This is a genomic window from Bradyrhizobium sp. Ken51 (assembly GCF_055807435.1).
In genome coordinates this window covers 1-14,203 of the sequence record NZ_JBVVPB010000002.1, presented here as the reverse complement: position 1 = coordinate 14,203, position 14,203 = coordinate 1, and the positions used below count along the sequence as shown (strand labels likewise).

The following is a 14,203-nucleotide window of genomic DNA, read 5'->3' as shown; positions in this document are numbered from 1 at the left end:
TCCACGCTAGCGCGGCAGCGCCGACGCTGCGTCTGTCGCGGGCAGGGCGGCCGCATCCGCCTCGTGCCTGCGATGGGGCTCGCCGGCCGCGTCGAGCACGGGATAGGCGACCGAGCAGATATGCGAGTGGATGCGGCGCAGGTCCCGCAGCACGTCGAGATGCAGCGACGTGGTCTCGATGGTCTCGGGACGGCCCTCGCGGAGGCGATCGAGGTGGCGCTCGACGGCGGCAAGCTCGGTGTTGCGCAGCGCCGTCTTCTCCACCAGCAGCTTGCGTGCCTCGTTGGCGTCGCCCGACATGAAGACGCCAAAGGCGATGCGCAGCGAATCCATCGTGCGCTTGTGGAAGGCGGCGAGCTCCTCGGCGCCCTCGGGCGAGAACTGGAATCGGCGCTTGATCTTCTTGGTCGCGAGCTCGCTCAGGCTCTTGTCGATGATGTCGCCGATATGTTCCAGATTGATGGCGAAGGAGATGATCTCCATGGCGCGCCGGCCCTCGCTCTCGTCGAGGCTGCCCCGCATGAGTTTGGTCACGTAGAGCTTGATGGCTTCGTCGAGGCCGTCGACGATGTTGTCCATCTTCGAGACCTGGTCGACCAGCGCGCGGTCGCCGCTCATCATCGCCGCCATCACCTTGCGCAGCATGATCTCGACCAGATCGCCCATGCGCAGGGTTTCGCGGCCGGCATCGGCCAGCGCCAGCGACGGCGATTCCAGCGCGGTCTCGTCGAGATAGCGCGGCCGGGCCGGATCGGCCTCCTGAACACGATCGGGCAGGAGCCGGGTCAACAGGCGCGACATGGTGTCGAGCAGGCCGATGAAGATCACGGCCGTACCGACGTTGAAGGCGATATGAAACGCCGCCGTCATCCTGGCGAGATCCGGCTGCCAGGCGTGCATGTGCTCGGCGATCGGGCCCAGGAAAGGCAGCATCAGCGCGATCCCGATCACGCGGTTGACGAGATTGCCCACCGGCAGGCGATAGCTGGCGGGATCGTCACGCTTGGCGCCTTCGAATACGGGATTGATGGCGCTGCCGAGATTGGCGCCAAGCACCAGTGCGAGCGCGGCGTAAGGCGAGATGAACTGCGAATAGGCGAGTGACATGATCAGCAGCACGCTGGCGACGCTCGAATGCACCGCCCAGGTGACGAGCGCCGCAATCACGATGCACAGAACGGGATCGCCCGTGATGGAGGACATCACGAGGCGAACGCCCGGTGCGTTCTCGGCTGGCGCCAGCGTGTCGAGCAGGATGTGCAGCGACAGCAGCATCAGTCCGAGACCGATCAAGACACGGCCGACGTCCTTGATCCGCGAGCGCGGACCCGCGCGGAAGGCGACCAGTCCAAGCACGAACAGGACCGGCGCAACGGCGGCGATATTGAACGACAGCACCTGCACGATCAACGTCGTGCCGACATTGGCGCCGAGCATGATGGCAAGCGCGGTGACCAGGCTGAGCAGGCCCTCGGCTGCGAACGAGCTCGTGAGCAGCGCGGTCGCCGTGCTGCTCTGGAGCAGCGCCGTCAGCCCGAGGCCGGCGGCAAACGCGTTGAAGCGGTTGCCAAGCGCCTTGCCGAGCAGCCGTCGCAGGTCCGGGCCAAAGGCGCGCAGAATCCCGCTGTGGACCATGTGCAGGCCCCACAGCAACAGCGCCACGCCGCCCATCAGATCGAGCAGTACCAACGTTCCCATGCTCCGTGTCCGGATGAGAGTCGATTGGTGAGGCTAGCGCCAAATGCTTGAGGTTCAAACCATTTGTTGGCGCGTCGGCGTTAACGTTTGCGGCAGCTGCACGTTCCCGCGGCGCGCGTTGGCGCGTCCGCCGGCGCGCGATTGCCGCGTCCCGAGGCGCGATGCCTTGTGAGCAGGCTCACATTGCTGCCTTGAGGGCAGCGAAGCCGCGATCAAGATCCGCCTTGAGATCGTCGGTGCTCTCGAGACCGATGTGCAGACGCAAGGTAGGCCCGCCCGGTGCCCACTTGGTCGCGGTGCGATAGGCGTCGCAATCGAAGGGAATCACCAGGCTCTCGAAGCCGCCCCAGGAGAAGCCCATGCCGAACAGCTTTAGCGTATCGAGCATGGTGTCGACCGCCTTCTGCGGCGCCGGCTTCAAGACGATGCTGAACAGGCCCGACGCGCCCGTGAAGTCGCGCCTCCAGATCGCATGGCCTGGATCGGTCTCGAGCGCCGGATGCAGCACACGCGCGACCTCGGGACGGCTCGCAAGCCAGCGCGCCATGTCGAGGCCGGAGCGATGATGGTGCGCCAGCCGCACCGACAGCGTACGCAGGCCACGCAGCGCCAGGAAGACGTCATCGGGACCGGCGCAGACGCCGAGCAAGCGGATGCCTTCGGCGATCTGAGGCCAGGCCTTGGCATTGGCCGAGATGGTGCCGAACATGATGTCGGAATGGCCGCCGATATATTTGGTGGCGGCCTGCATGCTGATGTCGACGCCCTGTTCGAGCGAACGGTGATAGAGCGGCGTCGCCCAAGTGTTGTCGTCGATGACGAGCGCGCCGCGCGCATGCGCGACCTCGGCGATGGCGCGGATGTCGGGCATCTCGAACGACTGCGAGCCGGGCGCTTCGACCAGCACCGCGCCTGTGTTGGGCTTGAAAAGCTTGTCGATGCCGGCGCCGATCATCGGATCGAAGTAGGTGGTCTCGACGCCGTAGCGGGTGAGCATGCCGTTGCAGAAATTGCGCGAGGGCCGATAGACGTTGTCGCAGACCAGGATGTGGTCGCCGGCCTTAAGCACCGAGAGCAGGGTGGTCGAGATCGCCGACAGGCCCGACGGCACGATGCCGACGCCGGCGCATTGCGGCCCCTCCAGCGCCATCAGGGTGTCCTGGAACGCACGGGTCGTCGGCGTGCCGTGCCGGCCGTACTGGAACTCGCCGCGATGGGCGTGCAGGTCCTCGGCGGTCGGATAGAGCACGGTCGAGCCGTGGAAGACGGGCGGGTTGACGAACCCCTTCTGCGCCTTGGTGTCGCGGCCGGAGGTGACCAGCCGGGTTTCGGCGTGCTGCTCGGAGGGGTGTGAGGAATCCATGCGTCTGCTTTCAAAAGCGCGTTTCCAGTAGGCGCCCTGCGCCCGCGGGCTGGCCGAAAGGCCGCTGTCGTTAATAACAGAACACAGAAGAGTCCCGTCAACCCCTTGACCCGGCACGCCAGTCGTTCTGTTATCGCAGTGCTATTCAGTCGCTGCATGTTGAGGGGCCTGCCGCGACCTTCGATCCATCGCTTGACCGGACCATGCGCCACAGCCGTAACGGCGGGCGCTTTCGGCGGGGATTAAGGTAGGGCCTCCCGGGATCGGCGGGTGATCGGCAAGGTTTTCCAGCATGACTCTTGCAGGGCTAGTCTTGATATGGCTAGCCCTGGCAGAGACGATCGCAAAGACAACGCTCCTGACCTTGAGACGACTTTGAAAGGCCCAAAGCCCATGAAACGCGTAACCCTGGCTCTCACTCTCGCACTCGCCGCCGGCCTGACTGCCCAAGCCGCCGATGCGCAAACGCTCAAGACCGTCAAGGACCGGGGCATGCTGTCCTGCGGCGTCAGTCAGGGCCTGCCCGGCTTCTCCTCGCCGGACGACAAGGGCAACTGGACCGGGCTTGACGTCGACGTCTGCCGCGCGATCGCCGGGGCGATCTTCAACGATCCGACCAAGGTCAAATACGTGCCGCTGTCCGCCAAGGACCGCTTCACGGCGCTGCAATCCGGCGAAGTCGACGTGCTGTCGCGCAACACCACCTGGACCATCTCGCGCGATACGTCGCTTGGCGCCAACTTCACCGGCGTGACCTACTATGACGGGCAGGGCTTCATGGTGAAGAAGTCGCTCAAGGTGAACTCGGCGCTCGAGCTCAACAGCGCCTCGGTCTGTGTCCAGACCGGCACCACGACCGAGCAGAATCTCGCCGACTACTTCAAGGCCAACAACATGAAGTACGAGGTGATCGCGTTCGGCACCAACGACGAAACGGTCAAGGCCTACGAGGCCGGGCGCTGCGACGTCTTCACCACCGACCAGTCGGGGCTGTACGCCAACCGCCTGAAACTCGCCAATCCCGGCGATCACATGGTGCTCCCGGAAATCATCTCGAAGGAGCCGCTCGGACCAATGGTGCGCCACGGCGACGACCAGTGGTTCGACATCGTGAAATGGACGCTGTTTGCGCTGGTCACCACCGAAGAGCTGGGGGTGACCGCGAAGAACGTCGACGAGAAGACGAAACAGGAAAATCCGGAGCTGAAGCGCGTCCTCGGCACCGACGGCAATTTTGGTGAACAGCTCGGCCTGAGCAAGGACTGGGTGGTGCGCATCGTGAAGGCCGTCGGCAATTACGGCGAAGTGTTCGACCGCAACGTCGGCGCGGGCTCGCCGCTTGGTATCAGTCGGGGTCTCAACAATCTCTGGAACAAGGGCGGTCTCCAGTACGCGCCGCCGATCCGCTGACCCCGCCTGACCCGCGCTCGCGGCGATGAGCATCGAGGCTCGCAAACCCCCGCCCCAGATCGCGCTGAAGATCAGGCGCGTGCTGGGGGGCAAGACAGGCTGGAACGGCATCGCCGTCCAGTTTGCCTTCGCTGCGGTCCTGGGCTGGATTGCCTATGAAATCGTCTCCAACGCCCGCGCCAACCTCGAGAACCAGCACATTGCCGCCGGCTTCGGTTTCCTCGCGAACAACGCCGGTTTCGACGTCAATCAGACGCTGATCTCGTATACCGGCTCGGACACGTTCCTGCGCGTGTTCCTTGTCGGGCTCCTCAATACGCTCGTGGTCTCGGTGGTGGGCATCGTGTTTGCCACCGTGATCGGCTTTATCGTCGCACTGTGCCGGCTGTCTCCCAACTGGCTGCTCGCGCGCGTCGGCGAGATCTATGTCGAGATCATCCGCAACCTGCCGCTGCTGTTCCAGATCCTGTTCTGGTACCTGGCGGTGCTCGCGGCCTTGCCCAATCCACGACAGAGCATTTCGCTGCTCGGCATCGCCTTCGTCAGCAATCGCGGTCTCGTCATTCCCCGCCCGATCGGCGAGAGCGGCTTCGAGGCGTTTCTTGCCGTGCTGGCGCTCGGCATCGTGGCTTCGCTGGCGCTGCGCATCCATGCGCGCCAGGCGCTGTTCCAGCGGGGGCAGATGATCCGGATCTGGCCCTATGTGCTGGGCCTGCTGTTCGGACTGCCGCTCATCACCATGCTGGTAGCGGGTCTGCCCTTCAGCTTCGAGCTGCCACAGCTCAAGGGCTTCAATTTTGCCGGCGGCTCGCGGATCATCCCGGAGTTTGTGGCGCTCACGTTGGCCTTATCGACCTATACGGCTGCCTTCATCGCCGAGATCGTGCGCGCGGGCATCCTCTCCGTTCACAGCGGACAGATGGAGGCGGGATCGTCGCTGGGACTGAGCCGCGGCACTACGCTCCGCCTGGTCGTCGTGCCACAGGCGATGCGCGTGATCGTTCCGCCGCTGACCAACCAGTACCTCAATCTCACCAAGAATTCGTCGCTGGCCGTCGCGATCGGCTATCCTGACCTCGTCTCCGTGTTCGCCGGCACGTCGCTGAGCCAGACCGGGCAGGCCATCGAGATCATCGCCATGACGATGGGCGTCTATCTCCTGATCTCGCTGATCACCAGCGCCGTCATGAGCGTCTACGGTTGGCGCGTCAGCCGGAGTCTCGGCGCATGAGCGATATCACCTCGTCCAGCTTCGTTCGCCAGGATCTTCTCGGTGAGCGTCCCGCGCCGGTGAAGACCACGGGCTTCATCGGCCTGGTGCGGACGCGCCTGTTCAACTCGCCGACCAACATCCTGCTCACGATCGTCGGCGCCTTGCTGCTATGGTTCACCATCATCCCTTCCGTCAGATTCCTGATGATCGATGCAGTCTGGACCGGCAAGGATCGCACGGCCTGCCTCGCCGAGAACACCGGCTTTGCGGTTGGGGCCTGCTGGCCCTACATCCAGGCCAAGCTGCCGCAACTGATCTACGGCTTCTACCCCGAAGCCGAGCGCTGGCGGGTCAACCTCACGCTCGTGCTGTCGGTGGTCCTGCTGGTGCCGTTGCTCATTCCGCGGCTGCCGTCGAAAGGATTGAACGCGGGTCTGTTCTTCTTTGCGTTTCCGGTGGTCGCATTCTTTCTGCTGCATGGCGGCGGCATCAAGGGATTTGGCCTGAGCTGGACCGCTGACCTGCTGCAATTATTCGACGACAGCATCATCGGCGCCGGGCAGGCTCTGCTCAGTCTCGGCAAGACGTCGTCTGCCGCTCCGCTGTTGTGGGTCGTCGGCAATGTCATCGTGCTCGTGGGGACCGCGATCTACTGGCTGATCTTTCCGCTGACCTGGCTGCGAGACCAGCTGCAGGGGACAGGCCAGTCGGTCTGGACCGATTTCGCCATCACGGCCGCGATCGTCTCCCTGATCGCCTTCGTTCTCGGCGGCGGCATCCGCACCGGGGGACGGGCCCTGACATCCAGCATCGCCACCTTCGTCGCCATCGCGATCGTGATCAAGCTGATGGGGCTCGACCACGGCGGACTGCCGATCGTGCAGACGAACCTTTGGGGCGGACTTCTGGTGACGCTGGTGGTCTCCGTCACCGGCATCGTCACCTCGCTGCCGATCGGCATTGCGCTGGCGCTTGGCCGCCGCTCGACCATTCCGCTGATCCGGATCTTCTCGATCGCCTTCATCGAGTTCTGGCGCGGGGTGCCGCTGATCACCGTGCTGTTCTTCGCCACCTACATGCTGCCGCTGTTTCTGCCGGGCAATTTCACGGTCGACGGGTTGGTGCGTGCGCTGATTGGAATTTCGCTGTTTACGGGCGCCTATCAGGCCGAGAACGTCCGCGGCGGGCTGGCTGCGATCCCGCGCGGGCAGGGCGAGGCGGCCGCTGCATTGGGGCTGTCCTGGTGGAAGACGACATCGCTGATCGTGCTGCCGCAGGCGCTGCGCCACGTCATTCCGAATCTCGTCAACAGCTTCATCTCGCTGTTCAAGGACACTTCGCTGGTCTCGATCGTGGCGCTGTTCGATCTCTTGGGCTCGCTGCGGGCGTCGTTCTCGGATCCGAAATGGTCGTCGCCGTCGACCGCGTTCACCGGGTTCGCCTTCGCCGGGATCATCTACTTCATCTTCTGCTTTGGAATGTCGCGCTACTCGCTCTTCGTCGAGCATCGCCTCAACGCTCACCGGCGCAACTGATCGAGGTCACCATGTCCGACCCCATCGTCAAGATTTCCGGCCTGAACAAATGGTACGGCGAGTTTCACGTGCTGCGCGACATCGACCTTGCGGTTGAGAAGGGCGAGCGCATCGTGATCTGCGGCCCATCCGGCTCGGGCAAGTCGACGCTGATCCGCTGTATCAACGCGCTCGAGGAGTTTCAGGAAGGCGAGATCGTCGTTGACGGCATCGAGCTCGGGCCGAACCTGAAGCACGTCGATGCGGTGCGGCGCGAAGTCGGCATGGTGTTCCAGAGTTTCAACCTGTTTCCGCACCTGTCCGTGCTGGACAATTGCACGCTGGCGCCGATCTGGGTGCGCAACATCCCCAAGAAGGACGCCGAGGCCGCGGCGATGAAGTTTCTGGAGCGGGTCAAGATTCCGCACCAGGCCAACAAGTTTCCGGGACAGATGTCCGGCGGTCAGCAGCAGCGCGTCGCGATCGCCCGCGCGCTGACGATGAACCCGAAGGTGATGCTGTTCGACGAGCCGACCTCGGCGCTCGACCCCGAAATGGTCAAGGAGGTGCTGGACACCATGGTCGACCTCGCCGAGGAGGGTATGACCATGCTGGTGGTCACCCACGAGATGGGCTTTGCCCGCGAGGTCGCCAACCGCGTCGTGTTCATGGACGCGGGCCAGATCATCGAAGCCAATACGCCCAAGGAGTTCTTCGCGGCCCCGCAGCACGCCCGCACAAAACTGTTCCTGAGCCAGATCCTGCGCTGAGCACCTGCAATCCGGGTGACGTCGCTGGTCTAACCGCCCCGCCAGCTTGGCACCATGCGAATCGGCCAGCCTCTTTTCGGGCCATACTCCGGAGAGAGACTTTGCAGAGCAGCGCCGGCGCGCGCGCATTCCAGAACGCGCGATTGCAAAAGAAGTTGAAGAAGCAGGCGGACGCGGTCATGTCCGCCGCGGTTCAGGCACTCGGGCAGGGCAGATATGCGGAGGTCGAGACACTCTGCCGTCGGATTCTGACGGAGGTTCCGGATCATTTCGACGCCGCGCACCTGCTCGGCCTGCGCGCGTATGATTGTGGGCGGCTCGAGGAGGCGCAACAACTGCTCGAGCGCGCGACCGTGCTCGATCCGCGTTCGCCCGATGCCCATGGCAATCTCGGGGCAGTGTATTTCAATCTCCAGAAGTTTCAGGACGCTCGCGCATGCCAGGAGAGGGCCATTGCGCTGAAGCCGAATTCTCCGATCGCCTTGACCAATCTCGGCAATACGCTGCTGCACATGGGCCTCGCCGAGCAGGCTATCGAGCTGCACGATCGCGCTATCAGGCTGAAGCCGGACTATGCCGATGCATTTTGCAATCGTGGCATGGCGGAGCTGATCGAAGGCCAGTTCCAGCGCGCCAAGGAGAGTTTCGACCGCGCCCTCGCGTTTCAGCCGCGTCACGCGGAAGCAGTCGCGGGCAAGGGCATGGTGTGCATCGAGCTCCGGCACTATGGAGAGGCGGCCGCAGCTATCGCGGCAGGGCTCGCGATCAAGCCGGATTCGCCGAAGATTCTGGCGCAGCGCGGACGGCTCAATCTCGATCTGTCGCGGCTGGAGCAGGCGCTTGCGGATTTCGATGCGGCGCTGGCGCTTTCACCGAGGCTCGAAGTGGCCTTGCAGGGAAAGGCGCAAGTCAACATTCTCAAGGGCAACACGGCCGGGGCGATTGCGGCGGTCAAGACCTTGCTGGAGGAAAATCCGCGGTCCGACATCGGAATTGCGCTCCTCGCTTCCTGCTATGCGAGCCAGGGTGACATCGTGACGGCGCTCGAACATCTCGATGCGGGGCTGGCAATTGCGCCGGATTATGCGGACTTGATCGGGCGCAAGATATTCTTTCTGGATTATCTCCCCGACGCCGATTTTGCAGTCCAGCAGGCCGCACGAAAGCAGTGGTGGGACGCAATCGGCTCGAAGTTGCCGCCAAGGGCGTTGGCGCCCCGCACGCTCGATCCGGACAAGCGGATCTTGATCGGATATGTCGCTTCCGAATTCAGGAACCACTCGGCAGCGTTCGCTCTGTTGCCGGTGCTGCGCCATCATGATCACGCCAGGTTCGAGATCGTCTGCTATTCGTGTTCGCCGTTACAAGATGAGATAACGGACGAGTTCAAGTCGATGGCGGACGTCTGGGTCGACGCCTGGCAGCTTTCAGATGACGAACTGGCCGATCGCATTCAGGCCGACAAGGTCGACATCCTGATCGACGTGTCCGGGCACACGACCGGCAACAGGCTGCATGTTTTCGCCCGCAAGCCGGCCCCGATCCAAGTCTCGGGGTTTGGCCATGCTACAGGCACAGGCCTTCAGACCATGGACCACGTGCTCGCGGATCCCATCTTCATTCCGCAATCGGCGCGTCATCTGCTGGCTGAAAAAGTCTACGACCTGCCGTGCCTGATCACGATCGATCCCATCCTGGATGTGCCGCCTTCGGAGCCTCCCATGCTCCGCAACGGTTATGTCACCTTCGGCGTATTCAATCGCATCTACAAGATCTCGGACGAGGCCATCCGGGTGTGGTCGAAAGTGATGCGCGAGGTGACGGGTTCGAGGATCATCATCAAGCATACCCTGCTTGACGATCCCATGCTGCGCGACAATTTGGTCGCACGGTTCGTGGCGCAGGGCATTGCCGAGGACAATGTCACCTGCCTGGGCTCGTCCCCGCGCCACGAGCACCTGCGGGCGTTTGCGAAGGTCGACATATCGCTCGACACGTTCCCGCAAAACGGCGGCGTCAGCACTTGGGAATCGCTCTATGCGGGTGTTCCGGTCGTGGCCAAGCTCGGCAACGGCGCCTCATCGCGTGCCGGCGGTTCGATCGTGGCTGCTGTCGGTCTCGACGACTGGGTCGCCGCGGATGACGAGGGCTATGCTGCGATCGCCTGCAAATATGCGGCGCAGCCGGCGCATCTGGCGAAGTTGCGCGCGGAGTTGCCGGCCCGGATCGCCGCGTCCCCCGCCGGCAATGTCGAAATCTACACGCGCGAGGTCGAAGCGGCTTACCGCCGGTTCTGGCGCGACTATTGTGCCGCGGCTGCCGAAGGCAGCGACGTTGCGTAGGGGACCTGCAGCGCCGGGCCGCTGAGCCCCGGGAAATCCCGGGGTGTCGCCGCGCCAGCTGACCGCAGGTCGGGCTCGCGAATCAGCTAGACTCGCCCCGGGCCATCCTCCGGAGAGACACCTTGCAGAGCAGCGGCGGCGGCGCGCGCGCATTCCAGAACGCGCGATTGCAGAAGAAATTGATGAAACAGGCGGATGCCGTCCTCTCCGCCGCGGCTACCGCTTATGGCCAGGGCCGATACGCTGAGACCGAAGCACTCTGCCGGGATATCCTGAAAGCGCTGCCCGATCATGTCGACGCGATGCACCTGCTCGGCATGTGCGCGCATGACGGCCGCCGCCTAGAGGAGGCGCAACAGCTGCTCGAGCGCGTGATTGCGCTCGAACCGCGCCTGCATGATGCCCACAACAACCTCGCGACCGTGCATTTCGACCTCGGCAATTACGAGGCGGCGCGGCGGTGCCAGGAGAGGGCCATCGCGCTAAAGCCGAATTTTGCGGTGGCGCTGACCAATCTCGGCAACACGCTGATGCATCTGGGCCAGTACGAACAGGCGCTCGAGCTGCACGAGCGCGCCATCAAGATCAAGCCGGATTATGCCGACGCGTTCTGCAATCGCGGCATGATCGAGATTGTGCTTGGACAGATCATGCGCGCCAAGGAAAGCTTTGACCGCGCCCTGCTGTTTCAGCCCCGTCACGCCGAGGCCATCGTCGGCAGCGGCATGGTCAGCATGGAGCTGCGGCACCACGACGAGGCGGCGGCCAAGCTTGCCACGGCGCTGGCGATCAAGCCCGGCTCGCCGCGGATCCTGGCCCAGCGCGGGCGGCTCAGTTACGAACTGCAGCGCCTGGAGCCGGCGCTTGCGGATTTCGAGGCGGCGCTTGCGATTTCCCCCAAGCTTGAACTGGCCCTCCGAGGGAAGGCCCAGACCTGTCTCGTGATGGGAAGGACGGCGCAGGGAATGGCAGCCGCAGCGGCTTTGATCGAGCACAATCCGCGCTCGGAGACAGGGCTGGCGCTGATGGGCTTCTCCTATTCGAACCAGGGGGACATGGACGCCGCGATCGAATATCTCGATCGCGCGCTGGCGGTCCGGCCGGACTATGGGGATGCGATCAGAGGAAAGATCTTCCTGGAGGACTACCGCGCCGAGGCCGATTTTGTGGTCCAGCAGGCGGTGCGAAAATCCTGGTGGGACCAGATCGGCTCCAAGCAGCCGCGAAGGGAGCTGCCGAAGCGGCCGCTGGATCCGGAAAAGCGGATCGTGGTCGGCTATGTCGCTGCCGAATTCCGACAGCACTCCGCGGGGCTCACGCTGCTGCCGGTGCTGCGCCATCATGATCACACCAAATTTGAAATCATCTGCTACTACTCTTGGCCGGGCGCTGACGAGTACACCGCCATGTTCAAATCATTGGCCGACGTCTGGGTCGATGCCTGGGGGCTTTCGGACGACGAACTCGCCGATCGTATCCAGGCCGACAATGTCGACATCCTGATCGACGTTTCGGGCCACACGACCGGTAACAGGCTGCAGTGTTTCGCGCGCAAGCCGGCCCCGATCCAGGCCACTGGCTTCGGACACGCGACGGGCACGGGCATGCCGACCATGGACTACGTGCTCGCGGATCCCATTTTCATTCCGCCCTCGGTTCGGCATTTGTTTGCCGAGAAAATCCACGATCTGCCGTGCCTGATCACGATTGAACCCGTCTCGGATCTGCAGCCTTCCGAGCTGCCGATGCTCCGCAACGGCTACGTCACCTTCGGCGTGTTCAACCGCATCTACAAAATATCGGATGATGCGATCCGTGCGTGGACACGCATCATGCGGGAGCTGCCGGGATCGAAGATCATCCTCAAGCATGGTCTGCTCGATGATCCCTTGCTGCGCGATAGCCTGATCGCGCGTTTCCTGGCGCAGGGCGTGATCGAGGAGAACATCACTTGCCTCGGCACCACCTCGCGCGACGACCATCTGGCGGCTTTCGCCCAGGTCGATATTTCCCTCGACACGTTCCCGCAAAATGGCGGCATCAGCACCTGGGAATCTCTCTACAAGGGCGTCCCCGTCGTGGCCAAGCTCGGCATCGGTGCCTCCTCGCGTGCCGGCGCCTCTATCGTGACTGCCGTCGGCCTCGGCGACTGGGTGGCCGAGGATGACGATGGCTATGTCGAGATCGCCCGCAGGTTTGCGTCACAGCCCGAGCATCTGGCGAAATTGCGCGCGGAATTGCCGGCCCGGATCGCGGCTTCGCCCGCCGGCAATGTCGAGATCTACACGCGCGAGCTCGAAGCCGGTTACCGCCAGTTCTGGCGCGACTATTGTGCCGCCGCCTCGAATGACGCCGACGTAGCGTAGGCGAGGCCTGCGTCGAGCACGGGCATCTTCCGGGGATTGCCGGGCCGCCTAAACCGGCGGGCTTAGCCGCGAATCAGCTAGAATCGTCCCGGGCATCCTCCGGAGAGAATCCTTGCAGAGCAGCGGCGCCGGCGCGCGCGCGTTTCAGAACGCGCGGTTGCAGAAGAAATTGAAGAAGCAGGCGGACGCGATCATCTCGACCGCGAATGCGGCCTATGGCCAGGGCCGGTATGCGGAGACGGAGACACTCTGCCGCCAGATCCTGAATGAACTTCCGGAGCATTTCGGGGCCTTGCACCTGCTTGGCTTGGGCGCGTTCGCGGGCCGACACTTCGAGGCAGCGAAACAGGCCCTCAAATATGCCGTGACGGTCGACCCGCGCTCGGCACAGGCTTTTTCCGATTTGGGGGCCACGCATTTCGCACTTGGCGAATATGACGACGCGCGTACATCCCTGGAGCGGGCCATCGCGTTGAAGCCGAGCTTCCCCATGGCCTTGGCCAATCTCGGCAATACCTTGTTGCACCTGGACCGCGTCGAGCAGGCCATCGAAATGTACGATCGCGCGATCGGGCTGAAGCCCGATCATGCCGATGCGCTCTGCAATCGCGGCTTGGCAGAGCTTGCGCTGCGCCAGCTTGATCGCGCCAAACAGAGCTTGGAACGCGCACTGTTGTTTCAGCCGCGAAACGTGGAAGCACTCGTCGGCAAAGGTTTGGTCAATATCGAGCTCAAGAACTTCGAAGAGGCCAAAGGCGCGCTGGAGGCGGCGCTCGCGATCAGGCCGGGCTCGGCGAAGATCCTGGCGAACCGTGGACGCCTCAATCTTGAGACGTCGAGGTTGGAGCAGGCGGCGGCGGATTTTGACGCGGCCCTTGCGCTTGCGCCCAAACTCGAAGTGGCCTTGCAGGGGAAGGCACAAGTCGCGCTCGCCATGGGAAATACGGCGCAAGCGATTCTGGCCTGCACCACGTTGCTGGAGGAATATCCACGCTCCGCGATCGCGATGGCGCTGCTGAGCGCTTGTTTTGCAAACCAGGGAGAGATCGCATCGGCGGTCGAGCTTCTCGATGCGGCGCTGGCTATTGTGCCGGATGCCGCCTTGATCGGGCGGAAGATCTTCTTTCTGGACTATCTCTCCGACGCCGATTTCGCGGTTCAGCAGGCCGCACGAAAGCAGTGGTGGGACGCAATCGGCTCGAAGTTGCCGCGACGGACTCTTGCCCCCCGGCAGCTCGATCCCGACCGGCGGATCGTGGTTGGCTATGTTGCTGCCGAGTTTTGGTACCACTCGGCGGGGTTCACCCTGTTACCGGTGCTCAGTCGTCATGATCACGCCAAATTCGAGATCATCTGCTATTCGTGCTCGCCGGTAAGAGATGAGATGACCGCCGCATTCAGGTCCTCGGCGGACGTTTGGGTCGACGCCTGGCAGATGTCGGACGACGAGCTGGCCGATCGCATTCAGGCCGACAAGGTCGACATCCTGATCGACGTGTCCGGGCACACGACCGGCAACAGGCTGCA

Annotated in this window: 9 protein-coding genes; 7 read left to right on the top strand and 2 right to left on the bottom strand. The window is 63.6% G+C overall.

The features are described from left to right. Positions 1-6 precede the first annotated feature (6 nt). Both AC0L27_RS03510 and metC read right to left on the bottom strand, forming a co-directional pair. Positions 7-1,698, bottom strand: a complete 1,692-nt coding sequence (locus AC0L27_RS03510; protein ID WP_354210348.1) for a Na/Pi cotransporter family protein — start codon at positions 1,696-1,698, stop codon at positions 7-9. 178 nt (positions 1,699-1,876) lie between these two features. Continuing rightward, positions 1,877-3,061 carry a cystathionine beta-lyase gene (metC, locus tag AC0L27_RS03505; RefSeq protein ID WP_354210347.1) on the bottom strand — a complete coding sequence of 395 codons (1,185 nt, stop codon included), beginning with the start codon at positions 3,059-3,061 and terminating at the stop codon, positions 1,877-1,879. A gap of 393 nt (positions 3,062-3,454) precedes the next feature. Between metC and AC0L27_RS03500 the strand changes: the two genes are divergently transcribed. The 7 genes from AC0L27_RS03500 to AC0L27_RS03470 all read left to right on the top strand — a co-directional run. Then, a complete protein-coding gene (locus AC0L27_RS03500) occupies positions 3,455-4,471 on the top strand; it encodes an amino acid ABC transporter substrate-binding protein (protein WP_354054481.1) in 1,017 nt (338 codons plus the stop codon). 25 nt (positions 4,472-4,496) lie between these two features. Continuing rightward, positions 4,497-5,702: an amino acid ABC transporter permease gene (locus tag AC0L27_RS03495; protein ID WP_275172615.1), complete on the top strand. Its 1,206-nt coding sequence runs from the start codon at positions 4,497-4,499 to the stop codon at positions 5,700-5,702. Then, positions 5,699-7,219, top strand: coding sequence for an amino acid ABC transporter permease (locus AC0L27_RS03490; RefSeq protein WP_354210345.1), 1,521 nt, complete (start codon positions 5,699-5,701; stop codon positions 7,217-7,219). The genes AC0L27_RS03495 and AC0L27_RS03490 overlap by 4 nt, the downstream gene beginning before the upstream one ends. Positions 7,220-7,230: 11 nt before the next feature. Continuing rightward, positions 7,231-7,968, top strand: coding sequence for an amino acid ABC transporter ATP-binding protein (locus tag AC0L27_RS03485; RefSeq protein ID WP_247286117.1), 738 nt, complete (start codon positions 7,231-7,233; stop codon positions 7,966-7,968). Between the two features lie 101 nt (positions 7,969-8,069). After that, positions 8,070-10,310, top strand: a complete 2,241-nt coding sequence (locus AC0L27_RS03480) for a tetratricopeptide repeat protein (RefSeq protein WP_354258360.1) — start codon at positions 8,070-8,072, stop codon at positions 10,308-10,310. Positions 10,311-10,432: 122 nt separating this feature from the next. Then, positions 10,433-12,676, top strand: a complete 2,244-nt coding sequence (locus tag AC0L27_RS03475) for an O-linked N-acetylglucosamine transferase, SPINDLY family protein (RefSeq protein ID WP_354210343.1) — start codon at positions 10,433-10,435, stop codon at positions 12,674-12,676. A gap of 112 nt (positions 12,677-12,788) precedes the next feature. Further along, on the top strand, positions 12,789-14,203 hold a 1,415-nt coding region (locus AC0L27_RS03470; RefSeq protein ID WP_473317957.1), incomplete at its 3' end, for a tetratricopeptide repeat protein.